The following is a 15,788-nucleotide window of genomic DNA, read 5'->3' as shown; positions in this document are numbered from 1 at the left end:
CTGCGACGATCCACTGAAGTGGGCAATGGCGTACCTGCTTTTTCAGGACCACCGCCCGGACGCTGACGGCGTTTGCTTCACGTGCGTGCCGACGAAGCTCGCACCCTGCCACGGTCGGGATCTCGCGCTACGCGGCTTCCTGAGCTCGCTAGGACTCGGAGATCTTGTTCTCCCGACGAGGCAGGACTGATGGTGATCCGAATAGAGATCACCGGCCATGCCGAGTCGCCAACCGACGGGACTATCGCCGTCACGCTCTCAGAGGCGCCGATCGAGCCGCACAGCCGAGAGCTCCCCGGCAACGTCGTCACACTTCAGATCATGACGAGTCACGGCTCTGGCGGCTGGGCCGAGCTGTCGAAAGCCGAGGCGGCAACTGTCGCGGTGCTGCTGAACAAGATCGTCGACGACCTCAACGCTTATCGTGAGGCCTCCCCACTTGAGAAGGCCATCATGGATGAGGGTCGAACGATCACCCGCGATGAGCTGGTCCGCGCTCTGCTGCGTCTCCCCAAGAGCACCGAGATCAACGCCAGGATCGCCGGCCAGTACATCGGCATCGTCGGCTTGGAGCGGGCGGGCGACGGCAACGAGACATGGTGGGCGCTGAAATGCAACCCGCGGTGCGTCAGAGACGTCCTGAGCGCCTGGCAGGTACCGCCAAACCACCAGGAAGAGATCTTGCGGGGCGATCTTTGAAGTTCGTTCGTCATCAACGATCTCCCAGCAAGGTCATCGGGCGGCGCGAGGTGTTCCTTCAGCTTGTCGGGGTCGCCGGATCTAGACGGGCTGACGACAGCAGCACTAGACTCCCGCCTAGTTGTCGCGTGTTCGCCCCCGAATTCCCACCACCAGGGCCTTGTTTTACAGTGTCGACAAGTCAAGCAGTTATCTAGCCGAGCGGACGGAGCAATTCGTGGCCATCAACATCCGTCCGCCGAAGTACGCCGTCGTGGTGAACGCCATCCAGCAACGCATCGAAGACGGGACGTATCGCCCGGGCATCGCCATCCCGAGCGAGTCGCAGCTCATGACCGAGTTCGCCACGTCCCGACCGACGGTCGTACGCGCCTTGGGCATTCTCCAGCAGGACGGATGGATCGAGTCGCAGCAGGGCAAGGGGCGGTTCGTCAAAGGCCGGCCCACTCCCCCAGCTCCTCGCTCCGACAGCCGCGCTACCGACTTGCTCAATCACGGGGAGTCAGCGAGCGTCAGTCTGCTCCGCGTAGGCGCGATCATGGCACCCAACCGTGCGGCGTCCGCGTTGGAGCTGCCCCCTGACACGCCGGTCATTGCACGGCGACGGTTGGTCGTTACCGAGATCGGCCCGGTCGAGTTGAGCTCGCTCTACGTTACGGTCGAGTTGGCGGCTGGCACGGACATCGGGAAGTCCGAACCGCTCACTGACGGTGTCCTCCGACTCTTGGCGGACCACAAAGGAGCACGGCTCGACCACGCAACTGAGCGCATTTCTGCCCGGCTTCCTACGGCCGAGGAATCGGAGCTTCTACAAATCGGCGAAGTCGAGGCGGTGCTGACACTGCTGGTCACGGCATACGACGACGCCGGACGGCCACAGCTCGCGGTAGACGCCGTCATGCCAGCCAGCCGGCAGGAGATCGAAGCATCCTTCCCTCTGCGGTAGAAGTACTTCATCGACAGCCTTGACGCTGCGCTCTCCACGGATACACTCGTAACAACTCGACAAGTTAAGTTGTTATCTAGTTATCCGCGGAGGCGAAGTGATTCCCAACTCGATCAAAGTTCCGGTGCCGTGGGAGTACGTCGCGCCGCACGGTGCGCTCTGCCTCGGCGTCGAGCCGGCCACTGACTTCGACAAGCGGGGCCAGGGCGACGACCAACTGCGTGACAAGGAGACCGGCGAACGGATCTGGCTGGTCAAGGTCCTCGACCTGGACCCGGAGGCGGGCAAGTTCGGCGGTACGAAGGAGTTCAAGGTCAAGGTCGTCGCGCCGCAGCAGCCGGTGCCGCCCACGTCGATGGTGCCGGGCTACCCGCCGATGGTGGAGTTCATCGGCGTCACGTTGACGCCGTACGTGGACTCGCAGAAGTGCAAGGGCAACGGCTCGAAGTGCCGTGCGCGGCAGGCGTGGTCCATCCGCGCGAGTGAGATGACCGCACCGCAGTCCGCCGCGAAGCCGGCCAAGGCTGCCTGACCCTTCTCTGACGCGTCGGGGGCGGGGCCAACAACCGCCAAGAAGTTCTCCCCGCCCCGGCGCTCAACCCACCTGCCTGTGAAGGGAAGGGGCTGTGATGCCCACAGTAAATGATGCTGCCCGGATCACGACGCGAGATGGCGCTGTCTGGCGCACCTGCGGTGGCTGCGGCCTGCTCGCCGCGCTGCTGCCGAACACCGACAAGTGCCCCGGCTGCGACCGGCGCACCGGGACGGACGCGCAGCCTGCGCCGGACGTTTGGGAGATCGCTCATCGGTACGCCGAGACCGTGGGTCGGATTCAGGCATGGGTCGACATGGCCCACCGGAGCGACGCCGAGCGTCTCGACAACATTCGCCAGTTCCTCGCTGACCTCGACCGCTTCCACGCCGCGCGCCGGAAGGGGGCCGGGAGATGCCGCTGATCAATGTGATTCAAGGCGAGGCAATCCCCACCGCGCCGTTCACCGTTCGCACGCCGGTGCTGCGGCTTCCCATCTGGCTTCTCGTGATGTGGCAGGCGGTCAAAGCAGTGGCGTGGCTGGTCGTGACCTACGTCCGGTACTGGTGGGCGACCGGTCCCGCCACCGGCCTGCTGTGGCTCTACGCGGAGTACGGCTGGGTAGGCCCGGCCTCGACGGTCGGCGGGATCGCTGCTGTGGCGACCGGCTGGGGCTTCGGGCATCGCTCGTCGTTCCTGCGCTTCGGTTGGTACCCGGTCCTCGCCGGGTTCCGGCGCTGGACCTATCGGCGGCGCTGGCAGGCTGCGATGGTCACCGCGAAACTCGCCGTGTCGTTCGACCGGCGTACGGTGCTGCCGATCCTCAAGCGGGTCCGGTGCCGTCCCGGCGCTGACGTCGTGCTCGTGCGGATGGTCACCGGGCAGATCCCGGACGACTTTGGCAAGGTCGCCGAACGCCTCGCACAGACCTTCGGCGTCCGGCAGGTCAAGGCCACGCCCGGCCCGTCGTTCGGCACGGTGGTGCTGGTCCTGCTCCGCGGCGACCCGCTGACCAAGACCGTCGCGCCGTTCCCAACCACCGCCGTACCGGACTTCACTGCACTGCCGGTGGCCCGGCAGGAAGACGGCGATGTATACGACCTGCGCCTGTTCGGCACTCAGGTCCTCGTCGTCGGAGCAACGGGATCCGGCAAGGGCTCGGTGATCTGGTCGATCGTGCGGTCCCTGGCCGGCGGCGTCGGTACCGGACTGGTCAAGCTCTGGGGCCTCGACCCCAAGGGCGGCATGGAACTCGGCATCGGCCTGCCGCTGTTCGACCGCTTCGCCAGCGAAGACTTCGCCGCGCTGGCCGCTTTGCTGGAAGACGCAGCACGAGAGACACAGAGCCGAGCAGCTCGCCTCATGGGCCGTACTCGTCAACACGTACCGACGGTGGATGAACCCCTCATCGTCCTAGTCATCGATGAGCTGGCGAACCTCACCGCGTACCTGACCGACCGACACCTCAAGGACCGCATCAAGGCGGCGCTCGGCATCGTCCTCACGCAGGGTCGCGCAGTCTGCGTACACGTGATCGCCGCTCTTCAAGACCCGCGCAAAGAAGTGATGCCAGCACGCGGGCTGTTCCCGACTCGGATCGCGCTGCGGCTGTCCGAATCGAATGAGGTTGATCTGGTCTTGAACGACGGCATGAGAGACCGGGGCGCGCTCTGCGATCGCATCTCGGAGACCACACCGGGCGTCGGCTACGTCGTCCTCGACGGCGACCCCACCCCGATGCGGGTCCGCTTCTCCTTCCTCACCGACAACCAGATCCGCGACATGGCCACCACCTACAGCCGGCTCCAGGTCATCGATGGCGAAACCGTCGAAGGCGGTGCGGCATGACCGGCACCGCGCGCAGCGAACGGATCGAGTCGGCGCTGTTGGTGCTGATCCTCGCGGTCGTCGCCATCGCGGCCGGGTGGGCGTCCTTCACCCACGTGCACGACTGGACCATGCGGCACGTCCCGGCCGGTACGCCGAGCGCGTTCGGCTGGGTCAACGCGGTCATCTCCGAACTCGTGCCGGTCGCGGCGTTCCTCACCATCCGACGGCGTCAACGAACCGGAGCGCCGATCGGTTACCCAGTGGTGCTGCTGCTTGCCTCTGCGGCGCTGTCCCTCGCAGCGCAACTCGCGGTCGCCTCACCCAGCCCGTCCGGCTGGCTGCTGTCCGCCGTCCCGGCGCTGGCGTTCATGGCCCTGGTCAAGCTCGTCTTCGCCACCCCGGCCGACAACGCGCCGGCGGTTGACGAGCCAACTGCCCTACTGGTCGACACCGAACCGCCAGCCGAACCGGAACCGCCGGCGCCCCGGGCGCGGACCGTCGCGGCCGTCGTGCCCGTTCCGGCCGGCGCCTTCACCCGCTTGCAGACCTCGGAGGTGAACCACCGTTGACCGCTCCTACCCTGCCCATCCTGGTCGAGGACAACGCGCCTCGGCCGGGGTCACGGGCCGCTCGGATGGCACTGCCCAGGGCCGTCGACGCGCTCAAGAATCTCGCCATCGACCACGGGGTCTGCATCCGGCCCGTCTCGCTACGCCGTACCGATCTGACCACCGGCGCCACCGAACTGATCGACCTGCCCTGCGGCGCGACCCTGGACGTGAAGTGCCCGCCCTGCGCCAAGCGGGCACGGCACTACCGGCAGGTACAGATCCGGGAGGGCTGGCACCGTACCGATGAACCGCTGCCTCCGCCAGCCGCCGCCACCGACGACCAGATCGCGCTGATCTCGCTGCGGGCACACTTCGAGTTCTACCGCGCGCAGGCCGAACAGGCCGCCGAGTGGGACGAAGTCGCGGAGCTGAATGACGCCATCTCCGAGGTGGAAGCGGCCATCGCGGCTGAGGGACTGCGCGGGCGCATCGCACCACCGCACGACACCGGCGACGATGACGACCAGGGCGACGCCGACCGAACGCGTCGGGTCCGGTCCACCCGGCGCCGCCAGGACGTACCCGATCTGCCCCGGCAGAAGGTCGAACCGCGCACCGTCGGACGCACCTACATCGGCCGCGACGGCAGCACGCACCAACCGTCGATGTGGCTGACCCTGACCCTCGACACCTACGGCCCGGTCCACTCTGTCCCACAGGGCCGGCCGTGCCCGTGCCGACGGCGGCACACCGACGACGACCCGGTGCTCGGCACGCCGGTCAACCCGAACACCTACGACTACCGACGCGCAGCATGGGACGCCGTGCACTTCCCTCGGCTGCTTGACCGCATGTGGCAGAACCTGCGCCGGGCGGTGGGCTGGAACGTCCAGTACGCCGGCTGCGTCGAGCCGCAACGCAGACTCGCACCGCACGCGCACTTCGCCATTCGAGGCACCATCTCCCGCGCCCTGCTCGAACAGGTCTCCACCGCCACCTACCACCAGGTGTGGTGGCCGGCGGCCGACCAGTTGAGGTACTCGCCTGACCGGCCCCCGGCCTTCGACCCGGACGCTGAGACGTGGGTCGACCCGGACACCGGGACTGCGCTGCCCGGCTGGACGGAGGCGCTCGATGCCATCGATGACGACCCGGACGCCGAGCCGGCGCATGTTGTGCGGTTCGGGCCGCAGGTCAAGGCGAAAGGTGTCGACCCCGGCAGCAAGGATGTCGAACGGACCATCGGCTACATCACCAAGTACGTCACCAAAGCCGCCGCGGATTGCCACGACCACACCAGCGACCCACAACGCGACCACGCCGACCGGCTCTGGCGCGAACTACGCGTCACACCGTGCTCCGACCGGTGCGCGAACTGGCTGCTCTACGGAGTCCAGCCGAAGAACGCCGCCGGCAAACTCAGGCCCGGCCACTGCAAAGGCCGCGTCCACCAGAAGAACACCCTCGGCATCGGCGGACGCCGCGTGCTCGTCTCCCGCAACTGGTCCGGCAAGACCCTGCGCGACCACCGCGCCGACGCACACGCATGGGTCAAGGCCCTACTCGGCGTCACGGCGACCGCCGACGACGCGCTCACGGCGGACCACCAACAGGCCATGCCATCGCCGTTCGCGTGGGAGATGGCCCGGCCGGGCGATCCGGACCTGGCGCCACTGGGGCACCGGCTTCTGCGCGCCATCTCCCAACGCATCCAACGCCGTGCTCAGCTATCCGCTGCGCGACAACGCGTCGGGGGCGATCCACCCACTGATCGCCCGCCAACCGGTTCGTCCCCGACCGTTCGAGAGGAGATTCGTCTGTGAACAAGACAGTCGTTCGGCAACTCCCGGTCGCGTCGCGGCTATGGTCGGTCACCGACGTCTCGGAGTTCCTGGGCATCCCCATCGGCACTCTCTACCAGTGGCGTCATCGCAGCCAGGGACCGCGCGCTCGCAAGGTTGGACGTCATCTCCGCTATGACCCGGCGGACGTTCAGGCGTGGCTGGACGAGGCGGCCTGACGATGAGTGTGAAGAAGCGTGCCGACGGCAAATGGCGTGCTCGCTATCGCGACGCGGCGGGCAAGGAGCACGCCCGCCACTTCGACAGGAAGGTGGACGGCGAACGGTGGCTCGCCTCCGTCAAGACGGCTCTCGCCCGCGGTGAGTGGGTCGATCCGGCGTTATCCCGGGTCACAGTCGGCGACTGGGCCGCACGGTGGTTGGACAGTCAGGTTCAACTCAAGCCATCAACTCGCCATCGGTACGCCAGTCTGCTGCGCGCGCAAATCTTGCCGGTTTGGGAACGGGTGCCGCTCTCGGCGGTCACGCACACGGACGTCGGCGAATGGGTGCGCCGCATGGCGGACGTGGGCCTCGCACCCTCGACAATTCGGCAAGCCCACCGGGTTCTGTCGCTCATGCTGGCGCTCGCGGTTCGGGATAGCCGGCTGACTCGCAACGTCGCGGTCGGTGTGAGGCTCCCGCGGGTGGTCCGGTCAGAGAAGGTGTTCCTGACCCACGCGCAGGTCAGCGAGCTTGCCTCAGCCGCTGAGCCATACGGCCTGATCATCCGTGTCCTCTCGTACACCGGACTTCGCTGGGGGGAGCTCGCCGCGCTGCGGGTCCGGAACGTCAATCTGGTCCGGCGTCGGCTCGTCATTGCGGAGTCGGTGACTGAGGTCAACGGTCGCGCGGTGTTCGGCACACCGAAGACGCACCAGCGTCGGTCCGTACCGCTCCCCCGATTCGTCGTCGAACCGATGGCCGCTCAGATAGCCGGCCGGGCTCCCGATGAACTGGTCTTCACTTCGCCCGGCGGTGAGGTGCTCCGCAACAACAACTTCCGGCGCCGGGTCTTCGACCGAGCCGCGGAGTCGGTGGGGCTCAAGGGCCTGACTCCCCACGAGCTCCGGCACACCGCCGCCAGCCTCGCCGTCGCTGAAGGAGCAAACGTGAAAGCGGTCCAGCGGATGCTCGGACACGCCTCGGCGGCGATGACACTGGACGTGTACGCGGACCTCTTTGAGGACGACTTGGACGAGGTCGCGGAGCGCCTCGACCGGGCAGCCGCTCGGGCCGATGCGGACTATTTGCGGACTGAAGGTGTCGTACCAGCCCTGGACGCGGTTCGTCCTAGCCGCAGACAGAAGGCCTGACCAGCAGGGTCACGGAGTGGGGCGGGCGGGACTCGAACCCGCGACCGAGGGATTATGAGTCCCCTGCTCTAACCCACTGAGCTACCGCCCCGTACCGGCGGCGATCCTATCCCGGCTGCTCAACTCCGAGCTACCGATCTTCGCCGCCGGCCCGGTGAGCGGCTACTTTTCGTCGTCCTGCGGTTTCGCGTGGCCGGTGTCGTCGACCAGGTCCGGGGCCATGCTTCCGCCGTGGGCCTCCTGCGGCGGGTGTTCCTGCTCCGGGTCCTGCGGGCCCTGAGTGGCGGGTTCCTTGTCGTTGTCCATGGCCGGTGTCTACCCGTCCCCGCCTGTTTCAGGCCCGGCGCCTCAGGGGATGTGCCGGGGATGACCGATGTGCGCGCACTCTCGGAAGATCGGTTCGAGCTCGGCGAGGGCAGCCGCTGGGTCGGTGATCAGGTCGTGCTGGTCGACATTCCGGCCGGGCGGCTTTTCGGTACGCCCACACCCACCGGCCCCGGGCCACAGACCCTGACCCTGCTGGCCGAGCTGGACGTCCCACTTGCGGCCGTGGCCCCCGTACGGGATGCGCCCGGAAGCTGGCTCGCCGCGGCCGGGACCGGGTTCTGGCTGCTGGAGCCCACCGGGGCCCGGCAGCTGGCCGGCGCTGAGCCGGTCACCGGCAAGCAGTGGCGGATGAACGACGCCACCGTCGACCCGGCCGGCCGGTTCTGGGCCGGCAGCATGGCCTGCGACCAGTCGCCCAAGGGCGGCGCTCTGTACCGCTTCGACCCGGACGGCAAGGTGCACACCGTCCTCACCGGGCTGACCATCGCCAACGGGCCCGCGATCACCGCCGACGGGCGGACGATGTTCCTCTCCGACACCCCGCTCGGGCTGGTGCAGCGTTTCGACGTCGACCCGGCCACCGGAGAGCTCAGCGGGCGGCAGGTCTTTGTTCAGCTCGGCGAAGGCGAGGGCTCCCCCGACGGGCTCACCCTCGACGCGGACGGGTTTCTGTGGGTGGCCTGTTTCGGTGGGGGCGCCGTGCGGCGGTACCGGCCGGACGGGCAGCTGGATTGCGTCGTACCCGTCCCGGCCCGGCAGCCGACCAGCGTGTGTCTCGCCGGTTCGCAGCTGGTTGTGACGAGCGGGCGGGGCGGTCTCGATCAGCCCGGGCCGGACGACGGCGCGGTCATGGTCACCGACGCGCCCGCCCGGGGGCTGCCCGCGCCGGCGGTCAGGCCGCCGGCGAGCTGACCGTCGCGCCCAGCACGGACAGGACCTCGCCGGCCGTACGCCAGCCGCTGGCCAGCGCCCCCTGGATCGACGGGCTGTCGCGGTGGTCGCCCGCCACGAAGAGGCCGTCGCCCAGCGCCACCGGTTTGCGGAGGCGGGCCTGCGGGACGTTCGCCGCGGGCAGGGCCTGCGGCAGGGTCACCACGCTCAGCAGCTCCCAGTCGTCGGTCGGTACGCCGTACATGCGGGCCAGCTCGACCCGGATCACCGCCTCCGACGCGCCGGACGGGGCCGATACGCCCACCGACGAGGCGGCGATCAGGGATTTGCCCGCGGGGGCGTACTCGGGGGCCGCGTTCGACATCACAACCGTGTTGGCCACGATCTCGCGGCGGTCGCCGTCCAGCAGCAGGGTCGGCTCGTCGATCGGGGCCTGGTCCGCACCGAAGTAGTACGTCGTCAGGCCGCGCATGTCGGGCACCGGCAGCCGGGGCAGCAGGGTCGCCGCCGTTGCCGGGTCGGTCGCCACGATGACCGCGCGGCAGCGCAGCTCGCCGCCGTCCGTCACGACCTGGCCCGGGCTGACCGACAGGGTCCGGGCGCCGACCAGCAGCTGCGGGTACGGCAGCGGCCCCGCCACCGCCGCCGGCAGGGCGGCCATCCCGCTCGCCGGCACCCCGATCCGGCCCCGCGCGAACGAGCGCAGCACCATCGCCAGCACATGGCTGGACGTGTCCAGGGAGCGGTCGGCGAAGACGCCGGACAGGAACGGCCGCAGCACCTCTTCGATCATCCGGTGCGACAGCCCCGCACGCCGCAGCGCTTCCTGGGTCGTCATCTCCGGGGCGTCGAGGAGCCGGGCCGGCGGGAACGTCGCGTAGCGGGTGGCCAGCGCGGCGAACTTGAGGCGGTCGGCGAGCGAACCCACCCCGGAGGTCAGCGTGCGGGGCGCCGAGCGGGGCTCACGCAGCGGATTCTCCAGCCGGTGCAGGCCCGGGCCGCGGCGCACGAGCACACCGGAGGTGAAGTAGCGCATGTCGAGGGCGTCGACGTCGACCAGCGCGGGGACCCGCGGGTACGCCGTGTTGAGCACCTGGAAGCCGCGGTCGAGCCGCCAGCCGTCCACCACGTCGGTGGCCACCCGGCCGCCGATCCGGTCGGCCGCCTCCACCAGCAGCCAGTTCACCCCGGCGCGGTCCAGGCGCCGGGCAGCGGCGAGTCCGGCGAGACCGCCGCCGACGATGACGACGTCCACCGATACGGGCTGCGACACGGGCACACCTCACTGGAGGACAAACAACGCAGACCTCAGCCTAACGGCGGTACCGGTCCCCGGCAGGGAGAAAGTAAGAAGCGCCTATCTGGGTACGGCCCGGAACCAGGCCTCCCGGTCCCCCGGATCGGGTCCGCGCCGGGGCAGCACCGGCGGCTCCTCGCCCGTGACCGCCGCGTAATGATCGAAGCGCGTGGTCAGCACGGCCTCGCCGCCGGTCAGGTCAGGCAGTGCGGCCACGACCTGCGGTATCCGGGCCGACGGCAGGTCACCGCTCACCTCCAGGTACCCACCGGCGGGCGCCGTGTCGCGGACGACCGCGCCCAACCGGCCGAGCAGGGCCAGCACCGGGTCCACCGCGTGGGGCGGCAGGTTGATCTCGAACCGCTCGATCGGCTGGCACACCCGGCTTCCGGCGCGGCGCAGTGCCGCGGTCACCACCACCGCGGCCAGGTTGCGGAAGTCCGCCGCCACCGACGAGATCGCCTTGTCGAACTTCTGATGCGGCCTGCTCTGTCGCGGCCAGTACTGCGAGGACGTCATGGTGACCGTGCAGTCGGTCACCGGCCAGCCCCGCAGGCCCTGCCTCAGTGCCGCCCGCACTCCCTGCTCCGTGGCCGCGACGAACGCCGCCGTCAGCCGGCCGGGTTCGATCCCGGGACTGAACTCGATGCCGTGCCCGACCGGGGCGGCGTCGAGACGCAGTCCGACACCCGCCAGGTACGGGTTGCCCCGCTCGTGGATCCGCTCCTCGGCCGTACCGGTGCCGGCGACCCGCTCGATGCACGCCGTCAGGGTGCCGGAGAACCGCACCCGGACGCCGTACCGGTCCTGCAGCAGAGCGGCGAGCACCTCCTTCTGGACCTCGCCGTGCAGCCGGACCACCGCCTGTTCCTGCTGCTCGTCGAGCCGCAGGTCGACCAGCGGATCCTCGTCGGCCAGCTCGGCCAGGCCGGCGAACATGGCCAGGCGCTGCGCCGGTTCGACCGGCTCGACGAGGGCCTGCCGGGTCGGCGGCGGGAACCGGTAGGCGTGGCGGCGCGGCGGCTCCCCCACGAGCTGACCCACCCGGGCCGACAGGCCGCGTACCGCCGCGATCTGCCCGGCCGACACCGCCGGCCGCACGACCACCCCGGCGGGCTCGGCGACGGCGATCTCGGTCACCGTCTGGGGCCGGGCGCCGGGAAGAAGCACCCGATCCCGTACGCGGAGCTGCCCGGACCACAACCGCAGCCAGACGCGCCGGCCGTGGCTGTCGCGGTCGACGGCGAAGACCGTACCGGCGGGCGGGCCGTCACGGTGCTCGCCGCGGGGCAGCAACTCGGCCAGGACCTGGCACAGCTCGCGTACGCCGGCGCCGGTGATCGCCGAGCCGCACGCCACCGGGGTGAGCTCGGTACGCCGTACCGCGTGCCGGATCGCCCGTCGGACGTCCCGGGCGCGTACCGGCCGGTTCATCAGCCACCGGGCCGCCACCGCGTCGTCGACCTCGGCCACGGCCGCCACCACCGGTTCGGTGTCGAGACCGGCCGGGTGCACCCGGGCGTCGGGCCCGCCCTGCCCGGTGACCGTGGTGAGCATGACCGGCTGCGCGGCGAGCCGGCGCCGGAGCTGGGTCAGGACGGCACCGACGTCGGCGCCGCCGCGGTCGACCTTGTTCACGAACACCACCGTGGGCACGCCGATGCGGCGCAGCGCCCGCCAGATGGCCACGGTCTGGGGCTGGACGCCCTCCACGGCGGAGACCACGAGCACGGCGGCGTCGAGCACGGCCAGCGACCGTTCGACCTCGGCGATGAAATCGGGGTGGCCCGGGGTGTCCAGCAGGTTGATCATGAGATCACCGACGGCGATGGACGTGACGGCGGCGCGGATGGTGATGCCGCGCCGGCGCTCCAGCTCCATCGAGTCGGTACGGGTGGTGCCGGCGTCGACGCTGCCCGGCCGGGACACGGCCCCGGCCTCGTACAGCAGGCGCTCGGTCAGGCTGGTTTTGCCGGCATCAACATGGGCGACGATCCCGAGGTTCAACAAGGGCAAGACAGATCTCCACGGTAGGACGGTCAAAAGTCCGGAGCGTGGAAGCTGCTCGCATTGTCACTCCTCGTAGCGGTCGGGCACGCGGCAGGCAGCCGCGGCGTCGTCATGCAGGTATACCGCGCCCGCCGCAACGCCCGCGACCGATTTACGGCGCACGGGGATCGGACACGGGAAAGGGGCCACCGAGTCACCACTGACGTGCGCAAGCCAACCGCACCGTGGGGTTTCAGGGGGCTCGGCTCCCTGAGCAGACATGCGAGAAGGCCCCGGCTTGCGCTATCCGCAAGCAGAGGCCTCCGCCGACTCGGCTCCCCCGATTGGACTCGAACCAATAACCTGCCGGTTAACAGCCGGCTGCTCTGCCAATTGAGCTACAGGGGATCGAACTGTCACCTCCGCTCCCGCTTCCGCGGTAGTGGTGGCGACCGGAACGACAATACATGACCGCCCGCCCCCGGCGAAAACGGGTGACCCGGCGCGCCGGGGCGCGCGCAACAGGGATGAAACACGGACCGGGGGCATGACTGCGGTGCAGGATGGGTAAGCACCTCTTCGACGCACGAGCGTCACCGAACGGAAGGAGCCGCCATGCGCGGAAAGCTCATGTTCATCACGGGTCTCGCGGCGGGCTTCGTCCTGGGCAGCCGTGCCGGCCGGGAGAAGTACGAAGAGATCACCGCCAACGCCAAGAAGGTGTGGGAGCACCCGACGGTCCAGGAGGCCGCCGGAGTCGCCCAGGCGCAGGCCAACAAGCTCTACACCGAGGGCAAGGACAAGCTCAACGAGTCCAAGCTCGGTGAGAAGCTCAAGTCCGCCAGCACCAGCTCCGGCACGGGCTCCGAGACCAGCACGCTGTCCACCAGCGGGTCCGGGATGACCTCCTCGAACGGCACCGGCACCACGTACTGACAAGTACCGCTTCTCAAGGCCCGGCCCACCGACGGTGGACCGGGCCTTTGGCGTCTCAGGACGACGAGCGTGTCAGGAGGACGACGAGAAGGCCGCGTCGAAGGCCGCGCTGGGCGCGTCGAAGGCCAGCCGGCGCACGAACTGCAGCGCCTCCGGAGCGCCGACCAGGCGGTCCATGCCGGCGTCCTCCCACTCGACGGACAGCGGGCCGGTGTAGCCGATCGCGTTCAGGGCGCGGAAGCAGTCCTCCCACGGCACGTCGCCGTGGCCGGTGGAGACGAAGTCCCAGCCCCGGCGCAGGTCGGCCCACGGCAGGTGGGAGGCCATCCGGCCGCGGCGGCCGTCACCGGTACGGACCTTCGCGTCCTTGCAGTCGACGTGGTAGATCTTGTCGGCGAACTCGAGGATGAAGTTCACCGGGTCGAGGTCCTGCCAGACGAAGTGTGACGGGTCCCAGTTGAGCCCGAACGCCGGCCGGTTGCCGATCGCCTCCAGGGTGCGCCGGGTGGTCCAGTAGTCGTACGCGATCTCGCTGGGGTGCACCTCGTGGGCGAACCGCACGCCCTCGGCGTCGAAGACGTCCAGGATCGGGTTCCACCGGTCGGCGAAGTCCTGGTAGCCGCGCTCGATCATGGCCGGCGGCACCGGCGGGAACATGGCCACGGTGTGCCAGATCGAGGAGCCGGTGAAGCCCACGACGACGTCCACGCCGAGCTTGGCGGCGGCCCGGGCGGTGTCCTTCATCCGCTCGGCGGCCCGCTGCCGTACCCCCTCGGCGTCGCCGTCGCCCCAGATCGCCGCGGGCAGGATGTCCTGGTGCCGCTCGTCGATCGGGTGGTCGCAGACCGCCTGGCCGACCAGGTGGTTGGAGATCGCGAAGACCTTCAGGTTGTGCTTCGCGAGCTGCTCGCGCTTGCGGTCGACATAGTCGTCCTCGGCCAGCGCCCGGTCGACCTCGAAGTGGTCACCCCAGCAGGCGATCTCCAGACCGTCGTAGCCCCACTCGGCGGCCAGCCGGCAGACCTCCTCGAACGGCAGGTCGGCCCACTGGCCGGTGAAGAGCGTGATGGGTCGCGCCATTGTCAAAACTCCCTGTTCGCCGGTGCACGAAAAGGGTTCCGGTGGCCCGCGCGAGGGCGGCGGGCCGGCGGCATCCCCGGTCGGGACGTCGCGGCCGGGCCGGGTTTGCGCCTCCCGGTCCGGCCCGCCCGTCGCGGCGGTGCCTGCACCGACTCTAGAGCCGCGGCCGCGGCCGCGAAAGCCCCGCGATCAGTGTGCCGCGCAGGCCTCGGCGGGCGGCGACAGCCCGAGCTCACCCAGAGCACTTTTCAGGTACGCGAGCTGGGCGCCCGTGCCTCCAGCGGGGGACTCGACGGCCAGATATTCGGTGCCGGGGTGCTCACCCCCGAGCAGGTGCCGCAGCGCCGCCTGCCAGACCTCCGTGGTGGCAGTCAGCGGCGGCGCGGGCGGGGTGTGCAGGGGCACGTGGCACCGCACCCGCCACGGGCCGGGCGGGAAGTCGGCGAGGGCCTGGGTCAGGTCGGCGACCTTCGCGCCGGCGGGGTTGGTCACCGGGTGCGGGTGGCCGGCCTCCACCCACCCGCGCAGGGCCTCCGCGGCCGCGACCGGATCGGTGGCCTCGAGCGCCGCGGCGATCTCGACCCGGATGACCGCGATGCCGGCCGCGGCCAGCCGGTCCAGGGCCGCGACCGGGCTCTCCCAGCTGCAGGCCAGGTCGGCCAGGTCGAGGCAGACGCCGAGGCGGTCGCGGTCGAGCCGGCCGAACGCCTCGACGATCGAGTCGGTGTCGTCGAGGACGAAGCCGGGCTCGGGCTGGAAGCCGACGCGGACCGCCCGGCCGGTGTGCCAGGCGACCTCGGCCAGGCCGGCGGAGAGCCGGGAGAGGAGCCGGGCGGCGGCCTTCTGCTTGGCGGCGTCCCAGCCCTCGCGCGGGCCGAGGCCGGTGGTCAGCACCGCGCCGCGGACGGCGTCCTCGGGCAGCAGGTCGGTGAGGATGCGGGCCAGGTCGAGGGTGTATTCCAGCCGGGCCGGGTGGCTCCAGTCCGGCACCGCGGGGTCCTCGTCGCCGCCCTCGGCGTAGGGCGCTCCGCTCAGCGTGACGATCTCGAGCCCGCGGGCTTCGAGCTCGGCACGCAGCCGGGTGCGGGAGCGCCCGTCGATCGCGAGGGCGGCGGCGAGGGTGGGCGGGAGCCAGAGGCTCACCCCCAGGGTCTCCACGGCCAGCCGGTCACGGACGGCGGCGTACGCGTCGAGGTGCTCGACGACGGCCGGGAGATCCCGGGCAGGCCGCTCGTGAGTGCCGTGGCTCAGGTGGACGACCCGGCCCGAGTGGTGGCGCAAACGCATCAGAATCCCTCCTGGAGCGGGGCGTCACCGGTGCATTCGCACGTGCATCGGTTCGTGCAGCGTCCAGTATGGATCATCTGGACGCGATTTTCCGATGCGGTCGTGGCGGACCGACGGGGTGCCATGACGCCTCCATCCGTGGGTTGTCTGCCCCCGGATACGAGCCTCGACCGCCTGCCGGATCAGCGGCGTACCGGCCGTGCGACGCGCTGACCGGCGCAGACATGATCCACAAAGGGCGGTGGCATCGGCCCGTGCCGATGCCAC

The 15,788-nt window shown here is 70.0% G+C and carries 16 protein-coding genes and 2 tRNA genes; 11 read left to right on the top strand and 7 right to left on the bottom strand.

Features of this window, described 5'->3' with window-relative positions; genetic code table 11:
* Positions 1-189: 189 nt before the first annotated feature.
* From ACWEOZ_RS32765 to ACWEOZ_RS32725, 9 genes are all read left to right on the top strand, one after another.
* The gene (locus ACWEOZ_RS32765) at positions 190-699 is read left to right on the top strand and encodes a hypothetical protein (RefSeq protein ID WP_451914540.1); all 510 of its coding nucleotides are present in this window, start codon (positions 190-192) and stop codon (positions 697-699) included.
* A 217-nt stretch (positions 700-916) separates the two neighbouring features.
* Positions 917-1,645 (top strand): GntR family transcriptional regulator, encoded by a 729-nt coding sequence (locus ACWEOZ_RS32760; RefSeq protein ID WP_451914539.1) that lies wholly within the window; start codon positions 917-919, stop codon positions 1,643-1,645.
* A 97-nt stretch (positions 1,646-1,742) separates the two neighbouring features.
* Entirely contained in the window at positions 1,743-2,177 is a 435-nt protein-coding gene (locus ACWEOZ_RS32755) for a hypothetical protein (protein ID WP_451914538.1), read from the top strand.
* A 94-nt stretch (positions 2,178-2,271) separates the two neighbouring features.
* A complete protein-coding gene (locus ACWEOZ_RS32750; protein ID WP_451914537.1) occupies positions 2,272-2,601 on the top strand; it encodes a hypothetical protein in 330 nt (109 codons plus the stop codon).
* Positions 2,592-4,025, top strand: coding sequence for an FtsK/SpoIIIE domain-containing protein (locus ACWEOZ_RS32745; RefSeq protein ID WP_451914536.1), 1,434 nt, complete (start codon positions 2,592-2,594; stop codon positions 4,023-4,025). The genes ACWEOZ_RS32750 and ACWEOZ_RS32745 overlap by 10 nt, the downstream gene beginning before the upstream one ends.
* On the top strand, positions 4,022-4,576 hold the full coding sequence (locus ACWEOZ_RS32740) for a DUF2637 domain-containing protein (protein ID WP_451914535.1): 555 nt from the start codon (positions 4,022-4,024) through the stop codon (positions 4,574-4,576). Before ACWEOZ_RS32745 ends, ACWEOZ_RS32740 begins: the two co-directional genes overlap by 4 nt.
* The gene (locus ACWEOZ_RS32735) at positions 4,573-6,381 is read left to right on the top strand and encodes a replication initiator (protein WP_451914534.1); all 1,809 of its coding nucleotides are present in this window, start codon (positions 4,573-4,575) and stop codon (positions 6,379-6,381) included. Before ACWEOZ_RS32740 ends, ACWEOZ_RS32735 begins: the two co-directional genes overlap by 4 nt.
* The gene (locus ACWEOZ_RS32730) at positions 6,378-6,578 is read left to right on the top strand and encodes a helix-turn-helix transcriptional regulator (protein ID WP_451914533.1); all 201 of its coding nucleotides are present in this window, start codon (positions 6,378-6,380) and stop codon (positions 6,576-6,578) included. The genes ACWEOZ_RS32735 and ACWEOZ_RS32730 overlap by 4 nt, the downstream gene beginning before the upstream one ends.
* Before the next feature lie 2 nt (positions 6,579-6,580).
* Complete coding sequence (locus ACWEOZ_RS32725; protein WP_451914532.1) at positions 6,581-7,714, top strand: tyrosine-type recombinase/integrase; 1,134 nt, start codon at positions 6,581-6,583, stop codon at positions 7,712-7,714.
* A 17-nt stretch (positions 7,715-7,731) separates the two neighbouring features.
* Here ACWEOZ_RS32725 and ACWEOZ_RS32720 read toward each other — a convergent pair.
* Both ACWEOZ_RS32720 and ACWEOZ_RS32715 read right to left on the bottom strand, forming a co-directional pair.
* Positions 7,732-7,805 (bottom strand) — tRNA-Ile (locus ACWEOZ_RS32720).
* Positions 7,806-7,876: 71 nt separating this feature from the next.
* A complete protein-coding gene (locus tag ACWEOZ_RS32715; protein WP_451914531.1) occupies positions 7,877-8,020 on the bottom strand; it encodes a hypothetical protein in 144 nt (47 codons plus the stop codon).
* Between the two features lie 60 nt (positions 8,021-8,080).
* On the opposite strand from ACWEOZ_RS32715, the gene ACWEOZ_RS32710 reads away from it, so the two are divergent.
* Complete coding sequence (locus tag ACWEOZ_RS32710) at positions 8,081-8,953, top strand: SMP-30/gluconolactonase/LRE family protein (protein ID WP_451914530.1); 873 nt, start codon at positions 8,081-8,083, stop codon at positions 8,951-8,953.
* On the opposite strand, the gene ACWEOZ_RS32705 is transcribed toward ACWEOZ_RS32710, so the two are convergent.
* The 3 genes from ACWEOZ_RS32705 to ACWEOZ_RS32695 all read right to left on the bottom strand — a co-directional run bounded on the left by ACWEOZ_RS32705 (position 8,934) and on the right by ACWEOZ_RS32695 (position 12,626).
* Complete coding sequence (locus ACWEOZ_RS32705) at positions 8,934-10,205, bottom strand: NAD(P)/FAD-dependent oxidoreductase (protein ID WP_451914529.1); 1,272 nt, start codon at positions 10,203-10,205, stop codon at positions 8,934-8,936. The genes ACWEOZ_RS32710 and ACWEOZ_RS32705 overlap by 20 nt on opposite strands.
* Before the next feature lie 84 nt (positions 10,206-10,289).
* Positions 10,290-12,245, bottom strand: a complete 1,956-nt coding sequence (locus tag ACWEOZ_RS32700) for a GTP-binding protein (protein WP_451914528.1) — start codon at positions 12,243-12,245, stop codon at positions 10,290-10,292.
* Between the two features lie 308 nt (positions 12,246-12,553).
* Positions 12,554-12,626: transfer RNA gene (locus tag ACWEOZ_RS32695), tRNA-Asn, on the bottom strand.
* A 207-nt stretch (positions 12,627-12,833) separates the two neighbouring features.
* On the opposite strand from ACWEOZ_RS32695, the gene ACWEOZ_RS32690 reads away from it, so the two are divergent.
* Positions 12,834-13,154 (top strand): hypothetical protein, encoded by a 321-nt coding sequence (locus ACWEOZ_RS32690; RefSeq protein ID WP_451914527.1) that lies wholly within the window; start codon positions 12,834-12,836, stop codon positions 13,152-13,154.
* Positions 13,155-13,226: 72 nt separating this feature from the next.
* Here the strand turns inward: ACWEOZ_RS32690 and ACWEOZ_RS32685 are convergent, their stop codons facing one another.
* Both ACWEOZ_RS32685 and ACWEOZ_RS32680 read right to left on the bottom strand, forming a co-directional pair.
* The gene (locus ACWEOZ_RS32685; RefSeq protein WP_451914526.1) at positions 13,227-14,234 is read right to left on the bottom strand and encodes a sugar phosphate isomerase/epimerase family protein; all 1,008 of its coding nucleotides are present in this window, start codon (positions 14,232-14,234) and stop codon (positions 13,227-13,229) included.
* A 189-nt stretch (positions 14,235-14,423) separates the two neighbouring features.
* Positions 14,424-15,521: a TIM barrel protein gene (locus ACWEOZ_RS32680; RefSeq protein ID WP_451914525.1), complete on the bottom strand. Its 1,098-nt coding sequence runs from the start codon at positions 15,519-15,521 to the stop codon at positions 14,424-14,426.
* Positions 15,522-15,788 lie beyond the last annotated feature (267 nt).

The organism is Actinoplanes sp. NPDC004185, from assembly GCF_053603475.1.
The sequence above is the reverse complement of the archived record's forward strand: the minus strand, read 5'-3'. Positions and strand labels throughout refer to the sequence as shown.

Coding starts and splice junctions, on each gene's coding strand:
- ACWEOZ_RS32745 (WP_451914536.1), top strand. CDS start 2,592: ATGCCGCTGATCAATGTGATTCAAGGCGAGGCAATCCCCACCGCGCCG.
- ACWEOZ_RS32740 (WP_451914535.1), top strand. CDS start 4,022: ATGACCGGCACCGCGCGCAGCGAACGGATCGAGTCGGCGCTGTTGGTG.
- ACWEOZ_RS32690 (WP_451914527.1), top strand. CDS start 12,834: ATGCGCGGAAAGCTCATGTTCATCACGGGTCTCGCGGCGGGCTTCGTC.
- ACWEOZ_RS32710 (WP_451914530.1), top strand. CDS start 8,081: ATGACCGATGTGCGCGCACTCTCGGAAGATCGGTTCGAGCTCGGCGAG.
- ACWEOZ_RS32765 (WP_451914540.1), top strand. CDS start 190: ATGGTGATCCGAATAGAGATCACCGGCCATGCCGAGTCGCCAACCGAC.
- ACWEOZ_RS32715 (WP_451914531.1), bottom strand. CDS start 8,020: ATGGACAACGACAAGGAACCCGCCACTCAGGGCCCGCAGGACCCGGAG.
- ACWEOZ_RS32680 (WP_451914525.1), bottom strand. CDS start 15,521: ATGCGTTTGCGCCACCACTCGGGCCGGGTCGTCCACCTGAGCCACGGC.
- ACWEOZ_RS32685 (WP_451914526.1), bottom strand. CDS start 14,234: ATGGCGCGACCCATCACGCTCTTCACCGGCCAGTGGGCCGACCTGCCG.
- ACWEOZ_RS32725 (WP_451914532.1), top strand. CDS start 6,581: ATGAGTGTGAAGAAGCGTGCCGACGGCAAATGGCGTGCTCGCTATCGC.